This window comes from Pelagicoccus albus (assembly GCF_014230145.1).
In the GTDB taxonomy this organism is placed as follows: domain Bacteria; phylum Verrucomicrobiota; class Verrucomicrobiia; order Opitutales; family Opitutaceae; genus Pelagicoccus; species Pelagicoccus albus.
Genome location: NZ_JACHVC010000006.1, coordinates 313,548 through 333,897 on the forward strand (window position 1 = coordinate 313,548; position 20,350 = coordinate 333,897).

Below are 20,350 nucleotides of genomic sequence, written 5' to 3' on the forward strand. Positions count from 1 at the left end.
AATTTTCTCCAAGCCTAGCCATGAGACGCACACTACAACTTGTATTGCCGCTGGTGATACTCTGCTTTTTCGCAACCATCATATATTGGATCTTCGCTAATAGCGTTGAACCACAAACGCAGCGTTTCGCTCCGCCTTCGCCTCATGTGGTAACACGTGTTTTGGAAAAAGAGGATTTTGGAGTGACCCTGCATTCTCAAGGAGCGGTGCGGGCTCGTACCGAAAGTTCGCTCATTCCGGAGGTGAGAGGGCGCATCGTAGAGATCGCTTCGAATTTTCAGGAAGGCGCCTTTTTCGAGGAAGGGGATATTCTCCTGCAGATTGACGACCGTGATTATCGAGCCGAACTGATCGTCGCCGAGGCGGCTCTCGCGGAAGCGGAATTGGCTTTGCAGCAAGAGAACGCTCGTCACGAGCAGGCACGCCGTGATTGGGAAAGGCTTAATCCTGGCACCACTGCAACGGAACTGACGCTTCGCAAACCGCAACTCAAGCAAGCTCAAGCCGCAGCCGCTTCGGCAGAAGCACGCGTCGAAACGGCTAAACTAAACTTGGAGCGAACCAAAGTTCGCGCACCCTACGCGGGCCGCGTTTTGAGTAAAAGCGTGGACGTTGGGCAATACGTTTCGGTTGGGTCTCAAATGGCGACCATCTATGCGGTGGATTATGCGGAAGTCAGACTGCCATTGACAGCGTCCCAATACAGTTTCCTCGATTTGCCTTCGGTCTACCGCGGAGCGAATCCATCTATCGAGGGTGGCCCGAAAGTGGTCCTCTCCTCCCAATCGCTGGGTAAAACCTACAAGTGGGAAGGGCAAATCGTTCGTTCCGAAGGTGCGGTCGATTCTCAGACTCGCCAGATTTTCGTGGTTGCTCAGGTCGAGGACCCGTACGGCGCGTCCGTCCCTGGTCGTCCCCCGTTAAAAGTCGGCTCCTTTGTCCAAGCAGAAATTGAGGGCCGCACCTTGCGAGACGTTTATGAGATTCCTCGTGGCGTGTATCGGGAAAATAGTTACGTTTTGATCGTGAGTGAGGATGGCTTCTTGAATCGTCGACTCGTGAATTCGATTTGGGAAAACGAGCTCAGTATCATCGTAGATGCTGGTCTGGGGGAAGGGGAGCTGCTTTGCCTAACGGATGTTCCTTACGCTCTCGAAGGTTTGCAGGTTCAAGCTCGGGACGAGGATGGCAAGCCGATGGCCGGCATGTTGACCGAATCGGCCTCCAAGCCTGGCTCTTCTGGCGCTGCATCTACTCCTTCCGGGCAACCGCGCGGATAAGCTGAACCAATAAAACGGATACAGTTATGAACGGAATGATCGAATGGTTCACGAAGAATAGCGTGGCAGCAAACATCCTGATGTTTGCAATCGTCGCGATAGGATTACACTCGCTCACTTCGAAGGTTATCCTTCAGGAGTTTCCAGATTTTCCCTCTCGAGACATAACCGTCTCAGTACCTTACCCGGGTTCAACTCCAAGCGAGGTCGAAGAAGCAATCATCACAAGAATCGAAGAGGAGCTCTACGATATCGAGGGTATCAAAGAGATGACCAGTCGTGCGACTTCAAGCTCGGGTACTGTGACTCTCGAGGTCGAGGAAGGCTACGACCTTTCGGAGGTTCAGGATAAGATCAAGAACCGGGTCGACGCTATTCGGACTTTTCCGGCTGAAGCCGAACGGGCTCAAGTAAGTATGCCTGAGCGTCGTGAGCGTGTTATCACGATTGTTGCTTCGGGCGACTTGAGCGAGATGGATTTGAAGCATCTCGGTGAGCAGATTCGCGATGAGGTGACAGCCATCGAAGGTATCACCATCGCGTCTCTGAAAGCCACTCGCCCTTATGAGATATCTGTTGAGGTATCAGAGGATACACTACGAGAATACGGCCTAAGCCTTGCGAGTCTGACCTCCGCGATTCAGGCCCACTCCCTCGATTTGTCGGCGGGAAGTATCAAATCTTCCAGCGGAGATATCATGCTTCGAACTTCTCAACAGGCTTACACGCAGGAGGAATTCGAGGCGATCGTCGTCTACACTCGCCCAGATGGTACAAGAGTCACTGTCGGCGATTTGGCCAAGGTCAATGACGGCTTCGACGAAACTCCGATCAATCCGCGTTTCAACGGACAACGCTCGGTGGCTATCGATGTCTACAGAGTCGGGACGCAAAACATCATCGATTTGGGTGAGAAGGTAAAAGACTACCTTGCTCTCAAGCGTGAGCAACTGCCGGAAGGAATTACGCTAGATTACTGGCAAGACGATTCGGAACGTATCGCTGAGCGACTCAGTATGCTGAAGGGAAGTGCGATATTTGGATACGTTTTGGTTATCTGTGTGCTTTCTTTGTTTCTACGGCCTTCGCTCGCATTTTGGGTTTCGTTGGGTATTCCAATCGCGTTCTCTGGAGCGTTTTTCCTCCTGCCTATGATGGGGATAACGCTGAACATGATTACTCTTTTCGCGTTTATTCTTGTGCTCGGTATCGTGGTCGATGACGCCATCGTAACGGGGGAAAATGTCTACCAGCGAATGCAGTCGGGTGAGGATTCCTTGACTGCAACGATCAAGGGTACGCAAGAGGTCGCGGTACCGGTTATCTTTGGGGTACTCACCACAGTAGCCGCTTTTTACCCGCTGGTGAATATGACCGGTTTCCGTGGCAATATCTTCAAGCAGATCCCCTTTGTGGTAATACCTGTTTTGCTCTTTTCGCTCATCGAGTCCAAGTTGATCTTGCCAGCTCACCTCAAGCATTGCCGCCCGATCAACAATGCGAATACGGCCAAAAAGTCGTTCATCACGCGAGTGCAGCGTGGAGTCGCCAATGGGTTGGAACGCTTCGTCGATAAGTATTACAAGCCAGCTCTGAGAATCTGCCTGACCTACCGCTATGCGTTTATGGTTTTGTTTCTCGGGATTCTCGGAATCTTCGTAGCCCGCTTTATGGCTGGGCATTTGTCTTACACCACCTTCCCTCGCATCCCGCGTAGCGTTGTAACCACTACAGTTGTCATGCCAGTGGGTACCGCTTTCGAGTCGACGCAGAAAGTCGTGGACAAAGTGGAGACAGCCGCGATGACTTTGCGTGACCAACTTCGCGATGAGCATGGCGTGGACATCATTAAAAATATTTTCGCTACCGCAGGCGGACGCCCTTTTAGTAGCTGGCGCGCGTCTGCGGGTGTGGCCGAAGAGGGTGAGATCGTTATCGAGCTAGCCTCTGTGCAAGAGACTGGAGTTGAAATCGGGAGCCGAGAGGTCTCGATGAGTCTACGACGATTGGTCGGGCCAGTTCCGGAAGCGGAATCGCTAGACATCGCCTTTGCTCGCGGAACTTCGGATGCGGTCAATGTACAGCTTGAGGGGCCGAGAATCGAGGAGTTGGTCGAAGCCTCCAAGGAGCTACAAGAAAAACTCACGAGCTACGCTGGGCTTTACGATATCGAAGATTCTTTCCAACAGGCGACAGAGGAGCTCGAGCTTGAGTTGAAGCCGCAGGCGGTGCATCTGGGAGTTACCTCGCGACAATTGGCATCGCAAGTACGCCAAGCGTTCTATGGGGCTGAAGCTCAGCGAATTCAGCGCGGGCGCGACGACATTAAGGTCATGGTTCGGTATCCAGAATCGCAGCGCAAAAGCATCGCGGCTCTACATTCGATGAAAATTCGAACTTCCGACGGCTCGGAAGTTCCATTCGAGGAAGTGGCCAAGGTCGTTCCAGGAAAGAGTTTGCCGTCTATTCAACGCTTTGATCGAAACCGAATTATCCGCGTGACCGCATCAGGCGACGAAAACCAGACAGACGAAGAAGGGATTCAAACAGATCTCGAGCAAAACTACCTGCCGGAGCTCGTTAGCAAGTATTCCGGAATGCACTTCTCTATGCAAGGAAGCGCGGCTGACTCTCGCGATAATAACGCGGAGTTTATGAACGGCGTCTATTTGGTCCTAGTCGTTATCTATGTCTTGTTAGCGATTCCGTTCCGAAGCTACGTGCAACCTTTCATTGTCATGACTGCGATTCCGTTTGGCGTGGTCGGGGCGATCATGGGACACGACTTGATGAGCTTCATTTACGAATCTGTCCTGCATCGGGAAACGAACCCAGTCGTCAATGTCACCATGATGTCCATACTTGGTATGCTGGCTTTGTCAGGAGTGGTGGTTAACGACAGTTTGGTTATGGTCGATTACATCAACCAGAGAAGAAAGGAGGGGATGCCCTTGGGAGAGGCAGTCCGTTTGGCGGGCGTGAAACGCTTCCGTCCGATCTTGCTGACTTCCCTGACAACCTTTGCCGGTCTCGTGCCATTGATGTTTGAGAGTGCTCAAAGCGCCCAGTTCCTGATCCCGATGGCGGTATCGCTCGGATGGGGAATACTCTTCGCCACCTTTATCACGCTGTTCTTTGTCCCGATCATCAATCTGGTGGTCGACGACATCGCTCACTTCTTCAAATGGGTTTATGGCAAGGATGACGCTCCTAATGAGCATCATCTGGGGACGGGGCAAGAAGCCCACTCTCACATGGGCAAATAGTTTTATCAAAAGGGCCGGCGCAACAGCCGGCCCTTTTTTTATCACAAAGTATATGTAATCCAAGCTCAGTGAGCTTTGATCCATTGGATACATAGGTCTGACCATTCTTCGAGGCGGCCTCTTCCGAGGGCCAAGCCGAAGCCGTGTCCACCATATGGGTACAAGTGCATCTCTGCTTCTACTGAATGGTCGAGCAGGCTCTGGTAGAACAGTATGGAATTTGCCACTGGCACTGCTCCGTCATCCGAGGAGTGGACGAGAAATGTGGGAGGTGTATTTTCCGTGATCTGCAATTCGTTGGAATATTGCTCTACGAGCTCTTCGCTGGGATTCTCGCCGAGCAAATTTTTGCGAGACCCGGCGTGGGTAATTCCCTCGCGCATAGAAATTACTGGATACATGAGAATCATGAAGTCTGGTCTGGAGCTTATGCGGTCGGTCATGTCCTCCGCTTGAGGGTCGCCCATGTCGAATTGAGTGCCGAGTGTTGAAGCCAAATGTCCACCGGCGGAGAATCCCATGACGCCAATCTTAGCCGGATCGATGCTCCAATCCTCCGCGTTTTGGCGAACCAGACGCATTGCTCGTTTTGCGTCCAAGAGCGGTGAGAGGCGTGGCTCGATATTGCTGTCGTCGTCGGGTAGGCGGCTTTTGAGGATGATGGCCGCGATTCCCTTGGCGTTAAGGGCGCTGGCGATATCTACGCCTTCCCAATTGTAGGAAAGTCGGGCATAGCCGCCACCTGGGCATATCACTACGGCGTGTCCTGTAGCGCTGCGGCGAGCAGGGAGTCGGACTTCGATGGTTGGGATTTGAACCTGGGAAATGGCGAAGCTAGAGGGGCGATCTGTGATGACTTCCTCCTGCTCCGACTCTTGGTGGTTAGGGGCTGGTCCGTCCCAGAGACGCAAAACATTAGGGTCGTTCGGAATACTTGCGACGCAGCTGAAGGTGAAAAGGAGTGAAGGGAGGAGGTACCGTAACATTTCTATTCCATGTGGTTTCTGTCGGAAAAAGGCAATACGTCGCTCCTTCGGTGATGAGAGGCAATCCGGTTTACCCTCGAAAAACTCACCTAAATTGGGTATTCGCGGGAGCTCCTTTAGAAGCTGCTTTACCTAGATTTTGAATCCGACAGTTTCTTTTGAATGAGACGATTTAGATCCGCCTTAGCAGTTGCCCTGTGTTGTTTCGCCCTTGCCGAACTTTTCGCCGAAAGTGTGTGGATTGCGGGCAAAGGTGGGATTTACCGGTCCGAACTCGATGGAGAAACAGGTGCCCTGACAACGCCGGAATTAAAACTCTCCTATGAATCCGGCAGCTTCTTGGCGATCCATCCTAGTTTGAATGTCATCTACTCATCCTATAGCGAGGGGAAACAGGGCGGATATGCCTCATTGGTTCCAAGTGACGCCTCCGATGGGCTCGAGCTTCAAAGTGTGCAGCTATTGAAGCCTGAAGCTAGAACGGCGTCACATCTCGCCGTAAGCTCGAACGGTAATTTGCTGGCCGGTGCGCACTACGGAAGCGAGTCGGCTTTTGTCAGCGAACTGGAGGAAGACGGCACTATTTCCGGTCGCCGCGTTCGTCTGAGCCAGGAGGGCTCAGGACCGATCAAATCTCAAGAACAGTCGCGTCCGCATTGGGTTCAGTTTACTCAAAACGACTCACAATTGCAGGTAGTGGACCTAGGAGCTGATCGGATCTGGACCTATCGGGTGGGAGCGTCTCTGGCAGATATCGTTTTGGAGCGGGAAGTCGCTTTGCCAATCGGGACCGGTCCGCGTCACATGTCGATATCTGAGGAAAACGGTTTGGCGTTTGTGAGCGGAGAACTTTCGCTCGATGTGGTGACACTTCGCTACGATCCGGAAAGCGGAAAGCTCGATCCTGCCCATTACATGCCTGCGATTCCCGAGAGAGGGATCCCCGGGCAACTAGCCCTCTCGGAAATTCAGGTGCATCCTAATGGGAACTTTCTCTATGTCGCAGTGCGAGGGCAGGACCTGATTGTCGTGTATCAAATCGACCATGACAAAGGCGATATCTCTTTGGTTGAGCGGCAAGACGCCACCGTTGAGTGGCCTCGTCATTTTACCATTAGTCAGGATGGCAAATGGCTCATAGTGGCGGGGAGGCGATCTGACGAATTGGCCACGTTTTGGATAAACCCATTTAATGGCGCTCTGGAACCAAGTGGTTCTAAAGTTTCGGTGCCGGAGCCAGTTTGCGTGCGGGCTTGGGGGCGACTCTAAAGGCGTATGGCAATTCAACTCGAGGATTTCGCCAAACAAGTCCTGTTTGGAACCACGATGGAGGAAAAGTTAACTTTTCCTCGTGAGGAGATCGTGGATACCAAGCGTAGCTCGGCGATTAAAACGCCCAAAAAACTATCTCGGCCCAAACACCTTGGCTTGTACGAAAAAGGTGTTCGGGCCAGCCACCCAAGCCAAGCCAAGCTCGTGGACGAGAAAGAACGCGGCCGTTTGCTGCATTTCTTTGGGAATCACGAACTGTTGGCTACGGAGCTCATGGCTTTGGCGATCCTCAAATTCCCCGATGCTCCAGCCAGTTTTCGCCGAGGACTGCTAGAAACGCTCAAGGACGAGCAAGTTCATACCCAGCTTTATTTGCACCGGATGAAGCAGTGCGGAGTTGAATTTGGTGAGCTGCCTTTAAGTGATTACTTTTGGCGGAGCGTTTCGTCGATGGAGGATCCGCTGGACTACGTGACTCGTCTTTCCCTGACCTTTGAGCAGGCCAACCTCGACTATTCTCGCGAGTACGGGAAAGTCTTCTCACAAGTCGGTGACCGCCCGACAGCGAGAATCTTGGATCAAATCTACCGGGACGAAATCGATCATGTCGGCTTTGGTCTGAAATGGTTTCGCCGCTGGAAGGCGGAAGGCAAAACCGATTGGGAAGCTTTCAGGGAACGTTTGGTTTTTCCACTATCACCTGCCCGGGCGAAAGGGAATTTCTATAACAAGCAAGGGCGTAGCGATGCGGGACTTGATGATTCGTTTATAAATGATCTGGAGGTTTTTAGCCAGTCGCGAGGGCGAACACCTTTTGTGTATTGGTTCAACCCTGACGCGGAACGATTCGCGGCCATGGATTGCGCTGAGGATGTCTCATGTTCCCAGTTGCAGCGCGACTTGTCCTTCCTGCCCGCTTTCCTAGCGGGCAAGGACGATATCCTTGTCACTCCTGAATTGCCGGATGCAGATTTTAGACGCTCCGTTCAAGCGGCAGGCTTTGAATTGCCGGAAGTATTCCGAGCGAGTTTAGTTGGGTCGCCGACTGCTCCGGAGTTTGATCGCAAGATTGGCGATCTGCGTCCTTGGGCTTGGAGTCCCGATAGCGTAGCCTTTTTCGAGGCGAATCTCGGAGAGCTTACCAAAGCAGTCGAAGCCAAGGAACTCTGGAATCCTTCCTTGCGGAAGTTGTATTCAAAATCTTGGAGCTTGGATATCGCGAAGCACTTGGCTAAGGCTGATAAGAGTGCGGATTGGTTCGCTCCTTCAGAATCCCTTGGGACAACTGTGAATTCGATCGACGCTCTACAGCGTGCCCGCGAAGTATTTGCCGAGAAAGGCTATCGAAATATTGTTTGCAAGGCATCGTTCGGTACTGCTGCCAATGCCAATCGATGTGTCATGGAGAAAGATACGCTGGATGGACGCCTTCGCGACTGGGCGGAGAATGTCCTCCAAGAGCAAGGCGAGCTAATTGTCGAACCTTGGCTCGATCGTGTATTCGATTTTTCAGTGCAAATGGAATTTCGCGACGGGGTGTTGCGTTGTTTAGGATACACTAGGCTTTTGAACAATGCTCGTGGGCAATTTCGGGGAATTGTAACCGATGGCTTTTGCTCAGGGCTTCCTTCGGAGCACGTTAAGTTCATCATGCGGAGAACCGATGGCCGGCCGCGAGTCTACCACTGGTACGAACAAACGCTGGCTCCACTTCTGCAGCAGAAGCTTTCTGAGGCGGGTTTCCAGGGACCGCTCGGAGTCGATGCGTTTATATTTCGAGATGCTCAGGGACAGCTTCGGCTTAAGCCTGTGGTGGAAATCAATCCTCGCTATACCATGGGACGAGTCGCTTTGGAGCTGGGTCGAAACAATGCGGCCACGTCGGTGGGGCTATTTGAAATAGTATCCCGATCACAGGCCAAGAAATGTGGGTTTTCCAACCTGGCCGATTATGCTTCCAACCTAGCGGAGAAAAATCCTGTAAGACTAAGCGAAGAGAAAAAGCCCCGCCTGAAGTCTGGAAGCTTTCCCGTTAGCGATCCCACATCGGGCAAACAGTTTTTAGCCTTGTATCATGTGCGGGAAAATTATGGCGAACTACCGCTCGCTTGACGCCGATGCAGGATATTTGGGATCAAGTTTTTACGTTCCTCGAGGAAGAGCAGTCGATCGTGGCGTGGACGGTAGGACTTAGCGTTCTTACCTTTATCGGATCTCTCATAGCCGTACCAATCGTTGTGATACAGATGAGGCCGGATTTCTTTGTTCGGGAAAAAGGGCAAGGCGGACCGCTCACGGCATGGCGGCTTGTGCGACGGGTCGCCAAAAATATTTTGGGAGCTCTCCTTCTCTTGGCAGGAATCGCAATGCTGGTGCTTCCCGGGCAAGGTCTATTAACCATAGCGTTGGGACTGAGCCTCTTGGATTTTCCTGGAAAGCGGGACTTGCAGCTCAAGCTGGTCCGAATGAAAGGCGTTAGTGGATCCATTGATTGGATACGAAAAAAGGCGGAAAAACCGCCTTTGGAATTGCCTCACTGAGTTGTGGAGCCTTTTCCGTCCAAGTACTTCCAATTCCCCTTGTGTCGCTTGAAGCGCGATAGCTCGTGCAGCTCGTAGGGTTCGCCCTTGTGAAAGTACTCGGCGATAAACTCTACCTTGCCGCGTTTATCCTTTGGGCCGCCTTGACTGACATTTAGGATGGTGAGGAAACTCCAATTCGCGTCGTTGATATTTTCCTCCAATTCCTTGCGAAGGCCCGGATCTCGCGTGTCAGGATGTGTAGTCTCTACAAGAAAATCGACCTTGCGGAAAAAGTAGGCGCTGTAGCGTGCTCGCATGAGCTGCTCGGCTGTTTCCGGCTTTTTCTTTCCGTGATGGATGGGCTGGCAGCAGATCCTGTAATTCAGCTGGCTTTTGCAAGGGCACAGGGAGGATTCCCGTTCGGTGGGAATCCGTTTCTTCACTTCACTCATAGGGCTGGGATGAAGGCTTGTTGATGAGATGTGAAGCCCGAAGAGCGCTGAATTGGAAATATGGGTAGGCTAAGCCTCGTTCTCGAATTCGGGTTCGCCCTTGTAAAAGAAGGTATGGCGGGCCCGGACTTGGCGAAGCTCGACCTGATACGTCTCCGAATTGTCTGCCTTGGAAAACTCGATGGTGGCGGACTTATCAGCCGTAACGAAATTTCCCTCCGCGGTGGGGAAAAACTCTATCGGATCGCGGTCACCTTTTCTCCAAAGCAGTGAGTCCGACTCGATGAAGAACACTCTATTCGCGTGTCCTTCGTCGCCGTAAGTGCCGACAAAGTCTTCGAAATCGGTTATTTGGTAATTTTCCAATGGCTCCGGAGCGACGAAGGGGTCCTTCGCGTATTCCTCATTGACCAGCTTTTGCTTCTTTACGGCTTCTATGGCGCGGCCCTGTTTGTCGCCTCCAATCAGTTTGCCCTTTGGCATCTGCGACTCTATATAAACGGCTCCGAGAGCCTCTACGTCGCCGGGGTGAAATCGTTCTTCGTTCTCGTTGAGGATGGACCAGTAGAGGACTCCTTTTCTGAGGCCCTCGAAGGCGTCTTTAATAATCGGCTTGAAGGTGGCGATCGCTCCGCGAGCCAAAACTCGTTTGATCGGCCCTAGGTTTCCCTCCTCGAAGGCCAGGGGAAGCACTTCCTTAAGCACGGCGTTGAAAGAGTTGCGAGGGGGCAGGTAGAAGACCCATTTGAAATCCTGGAAATCCTGCTTTTGCAGGTCGTCCACCTTCAGCTCCGACAAGCGAAGGTCGAAGCGCTCCGGATCGAATTCATCTTCCCATGCCATCACGTAGAGTTGGGCAGCCACAGGCGTGAGCGGCATTGGGAAAGCGTCTATGAGAGTTCTAGGGTCGATGGGCATATCCTCGTCTTCCTGTTCTTCATCCGGATTGAAGTTGAGCTTCTCTTTCCATTTTTCGAATGAACGCTCCAATTCTTCGGCTATCTTTTTCAACTCAGGGTTGGAGCCCGGAGCATGAGCCTTTTCGGTGAACTTTTCGAAGAGATTGATAGGGTGTGTCTCTCCGGATCTCCCGATGATGACCAGTCCCGGACCCGGTGTGCCTTCCAGTGTTTCATAGGCGACTTCGACCACCTTGTGCGCAAATTTGGTCGCGTAGCGTCGGTCGGAACCGTTGCGGGCAAAAACGGTTATGGGGATCTCTTGCCCTGTCACGGTGATGGGCTCGAGTTCGTAATAGTCGCGGAAGTCCCGCGCTTTGGGAGCCGCGGTCAAAGACTCGGGCAGAATCGTGAAAATCGAAAAGAGAGCAACAAGGGAGGCTTTCTTGAACGTGGTATAGAGTAGGGATCGCATGGTGTAGGCGGAAGAGATTGATTCGGATGTTCAGTTGCCTGCTCTACCCAAAATGGATGTTCTGGTTTCAAGAAATCTGAGGATTTTCGGCTTAAAGGCAGTATCGTGCAATTAAAGTTGCCTTGGCAAATCGGAGTGAGCAGATGGTTGCCGTGGATTTCTATTTCGAAAGTTACGCTGAGCTAGGGTTGCAACGTTACATGGTTTCTGACCGTCCCAGGACAGACGCCTTTGCTGCGGCCATCAAAGAAGCCTTGAGTGGCGGCGAGACCGTGATCGATGTCGGGACCGGTTCCGGACTCCTAGCTATGCTGGCGGCGAAAGCGGGGGCCAAAAAGGTCTACGCGTTAGACCAATCCGCTGTGGCTGCGGCCGCTCGCGAGACGGTAGAGCGAAATGGCATGAGCGAGACGATCGAGGTGATCAATGGAAACGCGGCGGATTTCCAGCTCATGGAGCCGGTCGATCTCATCGTCAGCGAATGGCTGGGGCATTTCGGATTTGCCGAAACGATGCTCGACGACGTTATCGATTGCCGAGATGCGAATCTAAAAGAAGGCGGCCGTATGCTGCCTTGTGGCGTTGAGTTGAAACTAGCCCCGGTTGACTCGCATGTGCTCTACGTAGAGGAAGGGCCGGGCTTTTGGAAGGAACCCTTGCACGGGATCGATTTTTCCCATCTCGAACGGCGAGAGCTCGAGCAGGCCTTGGCCATCAAAACTACAATTCCGGCCCGCGACATGATCGCGGAACCGCAGAGTCTCGTGAAGCTGGATCTTGCCAAAGCCAGCAAGGAAGACGTTTGGCAACATGGTCAGCTCGAATTCGAGATAGAAGAGGATCGGGTGCTCAACGGATTTGCCGGCTGGTTTGTGGCGGAACTAACTCCGACAGTCGTGTTGGACACGGGTCCGGAACAGGAAACGACCCACTGGATGCAGACCTATTTCGCTTGGGAGCCGACGCCGGTTAAGAAAGGGGAGCGGATCACGCTAAAGTACGATTTGATTCGTCATCCGGTGGAGCGACGCAGCCTCCTTATGAGCATGACTCTTAAGGAAAAGACGTACTCCTTTTTGGTCGGTTAGTGGGATCAGGGTAACGCTCTAGCTAAGAAGCTAGGCTTGGTCATTAGGTCCGCTTAATACCGTGCTGGCGGATCTTAAACATTAGCTATTTTCCTGAAATCGGATATCTTTTCGGGAAGAAGGCGAGAGCTGCATCCTAGTGGCTTGGCCAGATGTGAACCCCATACCTCACTAACGATGTTAAAAGAAAGAGTCGTCAAAAAATCCTGCAACGCCGTGCACGGCGAGGTCACCTTGGAGATAGCAAGTTCTGAGAATGACAACACTGGGTATGAAAGCGTTAGCATGATCAAGGATTGCGATTCCTGCCACAAGTGCGGAGTCAAAACCGAAAGCGGCATGCATTGGTCGCGTTGCGTCTTTTACGGCAAAGCGCTCTAGCGTAGTTCGGTCCCAAGATTGATCGTTTCGCTCTGTCGGTGTCTAGCGTCTCGACTGGACACCGCCGGCGATGCGTCGCTAAAACTTGGCTCGATAATGAACGAGCGGTTTTACGACAACATTTGCCAGGTTCTGGGAGCGACTGAAATCCGAGAGATCGAAGAAATCCAAAGCCTCTGGAGCGGGTATGGAAAGATAGCCCGCTACAAGGTCATCGATGGGCCGGTCGATTCTGTAGTCCTAAAACTGGTACGTTTTCCCAACGAGACTGACCATCCCCGTGGATGGAACACGAGTTTCTCGCACGAGCGGAAAGTGAAATCCTACCAAGTGGAGTCTCATTGGTATTCAAATTACAGTGAGCTCAGTACCGCCCGTTTGCCGAAGTGCTTCGCCACGGATTCGGTGGGGGCCGAGATGATGTTAGCCTTAGAGGATCTCGATGCGGTCGGATTCTCGAAAAGGCTATCGGCTCCTTCCATCGATGAGATGTTTCTCTGTCTAACCTGGCTCGCCGAGTTTCACGCCAGCTTTATGGGAAAGGATTGCTCGGGTTTATGGGAGAAGGGGACGTATTGGCATTTGGATACGCGGCCAGATGAGTTGGAGGTTTTGGACGATTTGGCTCTTAAGGCAGCAGCTCAGGCTCTCGATGACAAGTTAGAGAACTGCAGATTCAAAACGGTGGTCCATGGCGATGCCAAGTTGGCCAATTTCTGTTTCGCTGAGGATTCAAGCTCGGTTGCGGCGGTAGACTTCCAATACGTCGGAGGCGGCTGTGGCATGAAAGATTTGGCCTATTTCGTAGGAAGTTGCTTGCGGGAGGACGACTGCGAACGTTTCGAAACGATATTGCTAGATCGTTATTTCCTGGAATTGAAGAAAGCCCTCCAGAGATTTCAGCCTCATGTTGATCCAGACGAGGTTGAGGACGAGTGGCGGAGTTTGTATCCAGTTGCCTGGACAGACTTTCATCGATTCATCAAGGGCTGGAGCCCAGGCCACTGGAAGGTGCACAGCTATAGCGAGCGAATCGCACGTCAGGTATTGGAAAGACTTCGCGTATGAAATTGGAATCACAACAACTCACCGAGCTACGAGAAATAGCCTGTCGAGCAGCGGAAACTGCGGGAGCATACATCCAGTCTCGGGCAGGAGGAGACTACGAAGTAGAGCGCAAAAAGGGAGGAGATACCTTGGCCTCGCAAGTGGTGACTGAGGTGGACCGACATGCCCAGGACATCATCTTATCTGAACTGAAGGGGAGCATAAATCGTTATGATCTAGCGGTTTTAAGCGAAGAAAGCGCGGACGATGGGAGTCGGCTTCGGAAGGACTATTTTTGGTGTATCGATCCGCTCGATGGAACCTTGGCCTTTACGGAAGGAGAAAGTGGATACGCTGTGGTTATTGCTTTGGTGGCTCGCTCCGGAGAGCCGATGATCGGAGTGATCTTTGATCCGATAGAAGGTGTACTATATGATGGTTTGAAGGGAGAGGGGCTGCGCAAGAATGGTCAGTCATGGAATCCGCTCGGCGATGCTGCCAACAAAGAGGTTTTTCATTTTGTGAGTGACCGAAGCCTTTTGAATCAACCGAATTTTCCGGAGATCGAAGAGGAGATTAAACGTTTTTGCGACGCCGAGGGCTATGGACGGTTTGAGAGGAGATCGCATGGAGGAGGAGCGATGAATGCTATTTGGGCCTTGGAAACTGGATCGGGTACTTACTTTAAGTTTCCCAAAAAAGTGGAAGGAGGTGGAAGCCTCTGGGATTTCGCAGCCTCAAGTTGCATCTACAATGAAGCAGGAGCTATCGCTACGAACGTATACGGAGGAGACTTAGAGCTCAATCGCGAGGATACGACTTTCATGAATCGGGGAGGGGTGCTTTTCGCGACCGATCCACGTATCGCTGAGATGGCGCGGAGCCTTGTTGAGAGGTGGACCATAACCGCCTAAGTGAAAGCATTTAAGAGATGTTCTTGTTTTCAAAGATGCTCGCTCGTTTATGAGATGATCGAGAGATTTTTCCGTAATTAGGCGCAACGGATATTAGGCTTAATTCGTCAGGCAGCCGGAGGTTTCAGGAGACCTGGAGCCCGATTCTCTAGCTGTTATGTTGCCCTCGGAAGATACTCTGAAACGAGTTCCTGCGGATTACGCCGCAAAGACTTGCTCTATTATAATAGACGTTCGTTCGCCTGAAGCGTTCGGTGAATGTCGAATCCCTCAGGCGGTCAATCATTGCGTATTTGAGGTGGCCTTTGTCGATTCGGTTGAGGCGGTGATTGAAGACAAGAATTCGGAAATGATTGTCTACGGCCAAAGCGATAGGTTTTATGCCGCGGCGGTAGCGGTTAAACGTTTGAGCCAGGCTGGTTACTCCGACGTTAAGCTTTTAGAAGGAGGCTTGGAGGGTTGGAATGAGTCTGGGCATGAGACTTTTTCGAAACCGGAATCGGATAGGGTTCAGTGGCGTCATTTCGATTTGGATACTAAGCTGAGTCGTCTGCGCTGGATCGGCCGCAGCTTGATGACGCAACACGAGGGGGGAGCTATCCTTTTCCTCCGGATCTTTAGAATTCGATCACGAGGGTTCCGCAAAGTCGGGCGAAGCTCTGGTGGAGATGGCTTCCCTCAGGTGCACGGACCTGGACGAACCTTCTTTGGCGAGCTCTATGGTTTCTCATATCGCTTCGGTCGATTTTTTCGATACCGCGAAGCATCCCGTTTCCAGTTTTGCGATAGATCGCTTTTATTTGGATCCTGACGCGAGGGAGGGGCAGCTGAATGTAAGCGTCGAAGGAGTTATCCGAATTCGAGGGGTGGAGCAACAGCTCGCGCTCGATGCCCAACTGGCTGCATGGGAAAACGGATACGTGTTACAGTGCCAATTTGATCTGGATCGCACGCATTTCGGAGCGATCTATGGATCGGGGAGATTTTTCGCCAAACTCGGTAAGCACTTGGTCAACGACCTGGTAAGTGTGCAGGTCAATGCCGTGTTTAAGCCCCGAGTTTAGGCTCTGGCTCAAACGAACTGAGCAAACCCGAAAAAGCGCGAGCCGGAAGGACCGGACTCGCGCCAAAAGAGGGTTTTTTAGTTTCTTTTTTTGAACTATCTGTTCGCTCGTTTACGCAGCGTGGAATTTAGGATCCGCTTGCGCAGACGGAGATTGTTAGGAGTCGCTTCCACGAATTCGTCGTTCGCGATGTATTCGATGGAACGCTCGAGAGAGAAGGTGATTGGCGGGCTGAGCTGGATGCCTTTTCCGTCACCTTGGGAACGGAAGTTGGTGAGCTGCTTGGCCTTGGTCGGATTGACTGGGATTTCGCCTTGGCGAGGGTTCTCTCCCACGATCATGCCTTCGTAGACTTCCACGCCAGCTCCCACGAAGAGCTTGCCGCGTTCTTCCAAAGCCGCGAGCGAGTAGGCGGTGGTTTTGCCATTGTCCATGGAAACGAGAGTACCGCTCTTGCGGGTGACGATTTCGCCAGCCATGGGGCGGTATTCCAAGAAAAGGTGAGACATGATGCCGTGACCGCTGGTCGCGTTCACGAGGTCGATTTCGAAGCCGATGATGCCGCGGGTAGGGATTTCCATTTCGAGGAAAACAATACCGTTGCGGGTTTCCATGTTGGTCATGATGCCCTTGCGGTTGTTCAAGTTCTCCATGATGCCGCCCATGCAATCCTCGGGTAGCTCTATCCAGAGGGTTTCAAACGGCTCGCAGGTCTTCCCATCGATCTGCTGGGTAATGACGCTAGGACGGGATACCAGAACTTCGTACCCTTCGCGACGCATGGTTTCCACCAAAACAGCGATCTGCATCGCTCCACGAGCGGACACATTGAAAATACCGGAGGTTTCGCCGTCTTCCACTTGGATGGAAACGTTGGTCTTCATCTCGCGCATGAGACGTTCGCGAATTTGGCGGGAGGTCACGAGTTTCCCGTCGCGTCCAGCCAAGGGGCCATCGTTGACTGCGAACTGCATCATGATGGTTGGCGGATCGATTTCGACGAAAGGCAAAGGCTCTTGGGCTTCGGTCTTGCAAAGTGTTTCACCGATGTCGACCTCGTCGAAACCAGCTACACCCACGATCGTGCCTGCCTCGCCCTCGATCGATTCGGAGGAAGCCATACCGCTATATTCAAACACCTTTGTTACCTTAATGCGCTCGCGTTTGCCGTCCTGCATAACGCGGAAAATGGTGTCGCCCTTGGCAACCTTGCCGCTGAGAACCTTGCCGATGGCAACGCGGCCAACGTAGTCGTCCCAGTCGATGTTGGAGACCAGCATCTTGAATTCACCCTCGGTGTCGGCTTCCGGAGCTGGAATGTGATCGAGGATGGTCTCGAAGAGAGGAGTCATGTCGACGCGTTCATCGTCGATTTCGCGCACCGCGAAACCATTTTTAGCGGAACCGTATATGAAAGGCGCGTTGAACTGTTCTTCATCGGCATCGAGAGCGAGGAACAATTCCAAGACGAGGTCGTGCACTCGCTCTGGGTCGGCGTGGTCGCGGTCTAGTTTATTGATAACTACAATCGGCTTCAAGCCGTGGCCGAGCGCCTTGCGGAGCACGAAGCGAGTTTGGGCCTGCGGTCCGTCCTTGGCGTCAACAAGCAGCAAAACGCCATCGACCATCTTCATAACGCGTTCCACTTCGCCACCGAAGTCGGCGTGTCCTGGGGTGTCGACGATGTTGATCGTCTTTCCCTTCCAGTGTACGGAGGTGTTTTTCGCCTTGATGGTGATGCCTTTCTCACGCTCCAGGTCCATGGAGTCCATGGCGCGTTCGGCGACCGCTTGGTTGTCGCGGTATACTCCGCCCTCCTGCATGAGCCGGTCGACGAGGGTGGTTTTCCCGTGGTCAACGTGGGCGATGATGGCGATGTTGCGTATATCTTCGTTGCGTTTCATGGTGCTCCTAGGTGCAAAAAGTGGGGACTTGTGAAGCGGGAAATGCCCTTTGGCAAGGCTGGATAATGGGCGCCGCCTATATAATGTGGCTAAGCAGAAAAGCTTTCGCTTGTTAATCGACTTCAGGGAAGCTCCGAATGTGTTGCAGCAGAGGGGCTTGAGACGCGTCCCTCGTACTTTGTCCGTTTCAATTTACAACTCCGTTTTCGAACCATGTATCGATCCTGACTGAAGGTTCGGAAATCCGGATACAAAAAAGGACCGCTTGTCGCGGTCCATTTTTAAAATGGTGCTCAGAAGAGGACTCGAACCTCCACGGCTTGCGCCATACGCCCCTCAAGCGTACGTGTCTACCAATTCCACCACCTGAGCAGATGAGTGAGGTCGCAAAGAAATGGAGATAAGCCGGGCTTTGTAAAGCGCGAAAGTGAACATTTTCTACATTTCTTCGTATTGGGTTGATTCCGTTGGAACAACGAAGTTAATACTCGCCCGCAACACGCTTTGTGCTCACCTTAAGAGACTTGACCAGAACCGCAAACTACAGGATGCCCCTCATTTTGGCGCCTTTTTATACACGCTCAGATGCCCGATTCCACACCTAAGGATCCCCACGAAGACCCTAAAAAAGAATCCGTCGATCTCTCCGATCTCAAAAGCTTCAGCTTTGGAACCCAATGGACGGCCGCCAGTAAAGGCTCCTCCGATTCAGGGCGATCCAAATCTCACGGAGGCGGATCAAGAGGCGGCGATCGACCTAATCGTAGACCTGGAGGAGGAGCAGCCCGTAAGGATCGTCGTCCGCCACGCCCACCAAGATCGGCGGAAGGTCCTCAAGGGAATGCTCCTTCATCTGATTCCGGAGCGGGTCACAGACCAAGCCGAGATCGGCAAGGAGGAGGGCGACGCCAGCCAAGGCGCGCACCCCGCCAAGAAGTTTTCCATCCGTACGAAAGCCCAGTCTTCGATGTGTGCTTCTACCCGGATGACAATTGCTTTTCCGCTATAATCAAAGCGATGCGAGCCAACCACCTGACCTACGAACTATTCCAGGTGGCAAAGCTCTTCATGGAAAAGTCTGATCGTTTTATCGCGAGCATCACTCGTAAGCCGGCAGAAGGCCAAAAACCTGAAAAGGTCTTTATCTGTGCTCTCGACAACATGCCTTTCGTTACTGAAGAGGAGGTCTTGAGCCATGCCATGACCCACCACACCGCGGAATTCTTCACCGTGGAAGAAGTAGAGGTCGAAGCCCCAAGTGGTAACTTTCCTTTCGTGAATCGATGCCCTTTCACCAAGGAGTTGCTCGGTCCACCGAATTATCACAAGTACGAGGCTGCCCTGCTTAATCACCACAAGACCAGATTGCCCAATATGGCTTTCGAAAAGCTTCAGAGCGCTATCGAAACCGTGAGGGAAGAGGAGGTCGTTGCGGCTTGGCTGGAATCTCAAAAGAAAGCCACTCGTTACACCGTCAAGGAAGTCGCGGAAGGTGAAGCGGCCAAGAGTTTCGATTCCGCTGAAGATGCCATTGCCTACCTACGGTCGGAGTTGAAGTCCAAGATCGTGAAGCAGGTGAATTATGCTAGAGTTCACGGCAGCGTTCTTGAAAAATTTCCTGAATCGGAAGCCTGCAAGGCGATGAACGGGGAGTTGCAGCGTCAGCAACGCTTTCCGTTGGATACCGCGAACGCAATCCGCGGTAGGATGCGTCGTGAAAAATTCAGCATTTATAAGAAGGGTTCCAAGGGAGTCACCTATGTTTGTGCCACCAAGCGGAATTTCCGCACTCCGGGCCAGGTGATGTCACCGGACTTAGATCGGATCATTCGATTCCTTGAGAAGAATCAGTTGGTCAAATCCAAGGTTTTCCCAGAGGAATACGAAAAGTGGCTCAAGGCTGAGGCCGAAGAAGTCGCTTTCGACGAAAAAAAGGTGGTTCGTGATCTACATTGGTTGATCGCGGATGGATATATCAGCCATTTCGAGGATGACACCCTCTTTGCCCAGCCTGTTCTGGAAAGCGGCTCCAAGGAAAAGGAGGCTTCAACTCATCCGCGCAAGGACAAGTCCGCCACGCCGGAAAAGCTACCCCCTGTTGTTGAGGAAGCGCCTGTTTCTACTGTGGAGGAAGCTGTAGAAGCACCGAAACCTGAAGAGCCGGTAACGAAAGAGTCTTCCGCTGAAGAAGGCGAAACTCCTTCAGGGCCGGATCCGGAGAAAAGCTAGTCCGGTTGCAATTGAATTTAGATTAAGTATAAAGGGAAGCTGTATGGCTTCCCTTTTTCTTTGCTGCATGACGCCGGGAATATTAGGGCCGGCGCTGCTAGCCTCGTATCGCATCAGCTGCGTTACAAATAGTAGCGAAATTGATTAAGGGTATAAGGAAAAACCTTGCCGGTAGTGTTATGATGACTTCACTCGCTAGTTACCCCTTTCTTAAATCCCTGATAATCCCAAGTTTACCCCATGAGCGATTCATCTTCGAAAGAATCTGTTGACGGCCTACCACAGCCTGAAATCACTAAACGCGTTGAAAGGCAGGTGTGTTATGTACGTTCGAGCTTACGCGTCATCCTTTGCCTACTACCCTTCTGGTTCTTAATCAGTTTTGGCTGTGGAATCCTTTTCCGTGACTGGCTGGACGAGCATGCTCCAAAGATCGGCAATGCGCCGTTTGGCTTTTGGATGGCTCAACAAGGTTCAATCATCGGCTTCATTATTTTGCTGGTTGTATATGCGGTTTGGATGAACCGCTTGGATCGCAGATATCGAATCTCAGAGTAACGCGAGGAATCAG

At 52.3% G+C, this 20,350-nt stretch carries 16 protein-coding genes, 1 tRNA gene and 2 pseudogenes; 14 read left to right on the forward strand and 5 right to left on the reverse strand.

Annotated elements, in window-relative coordinates; all coding sequences use genetic code 11:
• Window positions 1–20: 20 nt before the first annotated feature.
• The gene (locus tag H5P27_RS04760) at window positions 21–1,280 is read left to right on the forward strand and encodes an efflux RND transporter periplasmic adaptor subunit (RefSeq protein WP_185659233.1); all 1,260 of its coding nucleotides are present in this window, start codon (window positions 21–23) and stop codon (window positions 1,278–1,280) included.
• A 26-nt stretch (window positions 1,281–1,306) separates the two neighbouring features.
• Window positions 1,307–4,546 (forward strand): efflux RND transporter permease subunit, encoded by a 3,240-nt coding sequence (locus H5P27_RS04765; protein ID WP_185659234.1) that lies wholly within the window; start codon window positions 1,307–1,309, stop codon window positions 4,544–4,546.
• A gap of 65 nt (window positions 4,547–4,611) precedes the next feature.
• Here the strand turns inward: H5P27_RS04765 and H5P27_RS04770 are convergent, their stop codons facing one another.
• Window positions 4,612–5,532: an alpha/beta hydrolase gene (locus tag H5P27_RS04770; RefSeq protein WP_185659235.1), complete on the reverse strand. Its 921-nt coding sequence runs from the start codon at window positions 5,530–5,532 to the stop codon at window positions 4,612–4,614.
• A gap of 162 nt (window positions 5,533–5,694) precedes the next feature.
• Between H5P27_RS04770 and H5P27_RS04775 the strand changes: the two genes are divergently transcribed.
• The 3 genes from H5P27_RS04775 to H5P27_RS04785 are packed head-to-tail and all read left to right on the forward strand — an operon-like array spanning window position 5,695 to window position 9,344.
• Window positions 5,695–6,801: a lactonase family protein gene (locus H5P27_RS04775; protein ID WP_185659236.1), complete on the forward strand. Its 1,107-nt coding sequence runs from the start codon at window positions 5,695–5,697 to the stop codon at window positions 6,799–6,801.
• A gap of 6 nt (window positions 6,802–6,807) precedes the next feature.
• Entirely contained in the window at window positions 6,808–8,916 is a 2,109-nt protein-coding gene (locus tag H5P27_RS04780; protein ID WP_185659237.1) for a DUF455 family protein, read from the forward strand.
• 5 nt (window positions 8,917–8,921) lie between these two features.
• Window positions 8,922–9,344 carry a PGPGW domain-containing protein gene (locus H5P27_RS04785; RefSeq protein ID WP_185659238.1) on the forward strand — a complete coding sequence of 141 codons (423 nt, stop codon included), beginning with the start codon at window positions 8,922–8,924 and terminating at the stop codon, window positions 9,342–9,344.
• Here H5P27_RS04785 and H5P27_RS04790 read toward each other — a convergent pair.
• Window positions 9,338–9,778, reverse strand: a complete 441-nt coding sequence (locus H5P27_RS04790) for a YchJ family protein (RefSeq protein WP_185659239.1) — start codon at window positions 9,776–9,778, stop codon at window positions 9,338–9,340. The two genes, H5P27_RS04785 and H5P27_RS04790, sit on opposite strands and share 7 nt — an antisense overlap.
• Window positions 9,779–9,847: 69 nt before the next feature.
• On the reverse strand, window positions 9,848–11,152 hold the full coding sequence (locus H5P27_RS04795; protein WP_185659240.1) for a hypothetical protein: 1,305 nt from the start codon (window positions 11,150–11,152) through the stop codon (window positions 9,848–9,850).
• A 143-nt stretch (window positions 11,153–11,295) separates the two neighbouring features.
• Between H5P27_RS04795 and H5P27_RS04800 the strand changes: the two genes are divergently transcribed.
• From H5P27_RS04800 to H5P27_RS19705, 6 genes and pseudogenes are all read left to right on the forward strand, one after another.
• The gene (locus H5P27_RS04800; protein ID WP_185659241.1) at window positions 11,296–12,240 is read left to right on the forward strand and encodes a 50S ribosomal protein L11 methyltransferase; all 945 of its coding nucleotides are present in this window, start codon (window positions 11,296–11,298) and stop codon (window positions 12,238–12,240) included.
• Window positions 12,241–12,417: 177 nt separating this feature from the next.
• On the forward strand, window positions 12,418–12,621 hold the full coding sequence (locus H5P27_RS04805) for a hypothetical protein (RefSeq protein ID WP_185659242.1): 204 nt from the start codon (window positions 12,418–12,420) through the stop codon (window positions 12,619–12,621).
• 96 nt (window positions 12,622–12,717) lie between these two features.
• Window positions 12,718–13,689: a phosphotransferase gene (locus H5P27_RS04810; RefSeq protein WP_185659243.1), complete on the forward strand. Its 972-nt coding sequence runs from the start codon at window positions 12,718–12,720 to the stop codon at window positions 13,687–13,689.
• On the forward strand, window positions 13,686–14,582 hold the full coding sequence (locus H5P27_RS04815; RefSeq protein WP_185659244.1) for a 3'(2'),5'-bisphosphate nucleotidase CysQ family protein: 897 nt from the start codon (window positions 13,686–13,688) through the stop codon (window positions 14,580–14,582). Before H5P27_RS04810 ends, H5P27_RS04815 begins: the two co-directional genes overlap by 4 nt.
• 157 nt (window positions 14,583–14,739) lie before the next feature.
• Window positions 14,740–15,039: pseudogene (locus H5P27_RS19700) on the forward strand (rhodanese-like domain-containing protein); the annotation flags it as partial.
• Between the two features lie 184 nt (window positions 15,040–15,223).
• Window positions 15,224–15,646: pseudogene (locus H5P27_RS19705) on the forward strand (YceI family protein); the annotation flags it as partial.
• A gap of 95 nt (window positions 15,647–15,741) precedes the next feature.
• Here the strand turns inward: H5P27_RS19705 and typA are convergent.
• Window positions 15,742–17,550, reverse strand: a complete 1,809-nt coding sequence (gene typA, locus H5P27_RS04830) for a translational GTPase TypA (RefSeq protein ID WP_185659247.1) — start codon at window positions 17,548–17,550, stop codon at window positions 15,742–15,744.
• Between the two features lie 287 nt (window positions 17,551–17,837).
• Window positions 17,838–17,922 (reverse strand) — tRNA-Leu (locus tag H5P27_RS04835).
• 295 nt (window positions 17,923–18,217) lie between these two features.
• Between H5P27_RS04835 and H5P27_RS04840 the strand changes: the two genes are divergently transcribed.
• From H5P27_RS04840 to H5P27_RS04850, 3 genes are all read left to right on the forward strand, one after another.
• Window positions 18,218–18,559 carry a hypothetical protein gene (locus H5P27_RS04840; RefSeq protein WP_185659248.1) on the forward strand — a complete coding sequence of 114 codons (342 nt, stop codon included), beginning with the start codon at window positions 18,218–18,220 and terminating at the stop codon, window positions 18,557–18,559.
• Between the two features lie 8 nt (window positions 18,560–18,567).
• A complete protein-coding gene (locus H5P27_RS04845) occupies window positions 18,568–19,779 on the forward strand; it encodes a prolipoprotein diacylglyceryl transferase (RefSeq protein WP_185659249.1) in 1,212 nt (403 codons plus the stop codon).
• Between the two features lie 240 nt (window positions 19,780–20,019).
• Window positions 20,020–20,337: a DUF4212 domain-containing protein gene (locus tag H5P27_RS04850; RefSeq protein ID WP_185659250.1), complete on the forward strand. Its 318-nt coding sequence runs from the start codon at window positions 20,020–20,022 to the stop codon at window positions 20,335–20,337.
• The last annotated feature ends 13 nt before the right edge of the window (window positions 20,338–20,350 follow it).

Bases quoted from the DNA above. Each gene is read 5' to 3' on its own strand.
- H5P27_RS04760 (WP_185659233.1), top strand. From the start codon at position 21: ATGAGACGCACACTACAACTTGTATTGCCGCTGGTGATACTCTGCTTT.
- H5P27_RS04795 (WP_185659240.1), bottom strand. From the start codon at position 11,152: ATGCGATCCCTACTCTATACCACGTTCAAGAAAGCCTCCCTTGTTGCT.
- H5P27_RS04785 (WP_185659238.1), top strand. From the start codon at position 8,922: ATGCAGGATATTTGGGATCAAGTTTTTACGTTCCTCGAGGAAGAGCAG.
- typA (WP_185659247.1), bottom strand. From the start codon at position 17,550: ATGAAACGCAACGAAGATATACGCAACATCGCCATCATCGCCCACGTT.
- H5P27_RS04770 (WP_185659235.1), bottom strand. From the start codon at position 5,532: ATGTTACGGTACCTCCTCCCTTCACTCCTTTTCACCTTCAGCTGCGTC.
- H5P27_RS04790 (WP_185659239.1), bottom strand. From the start codon at position 9,778: ATGAGTGAAGTGAAGAAACGGATTCCCACCGAACGGGAATCCTCCCTG.
- H5P27_RS04810 (WP_185659243.1), top strand. From the start codon at position 12,718: ATGAACGAGCGGTTTTACGACAACATTTGCCAGGTTCTGGGAGCGACT.
- H5P27_RS04780 (WP_185659237.1), top strand. From the start codon at position 6,808: ATGGCAATTCAACTCGAGGATTTCGCCAAACAAGTCCTGTTTGGAACC.
- H5P27_RS04845 (WP_185659249.1), top strand. From the start codon at position 18,568: ATGCGAGCCAACCACCTGACCTACGAACTATTCCAGGTGGCAAAGCTC.
- H5P27_RS04775 (WP_185659236.1), top strand. From the start codon at position 5,695: ATGAGACGATTTAGATCCGCCTTAGCAGTTGCCCTGTGTTGTTTCGCC.
- H5P27_RS04765 (WP_185659234.1), top strand. From the start codon at position 1,307: ATGAACGGAATGATCGAATGGTTCACGAAGAATAGCGTGGCAGCAAAC.
- H5P27_RS04815 (WP_185659244.1), top strand. From the start codon at position 13,686: ATGAAATTGGAATCACAACAACTCACCGAGCTACGAGAAATAGCCTGT.
- H5P27_RS04805 (WP_185659242.1), top strand. From the start codon at position 12,418: ATGTTAAAAGAAAGAGTCGTCAAAAAATCCTGCAACGCCGTGCACGGC.
- H5P27_RS04800 (WP_185659241.1), top strand. From the start codon at position 11,296: ATGGTTGCCGTGGATTTCTATTTCGAAAGTTACGCTGAGCTAGGGTTG.
- H5P27_RS04850 (WP_185659250.1), top strand. From the start codon at position 20,020: ATGAGCGATTCATCTTCGAAAGAATCTGTTGACGGCCTACCACAGCCT.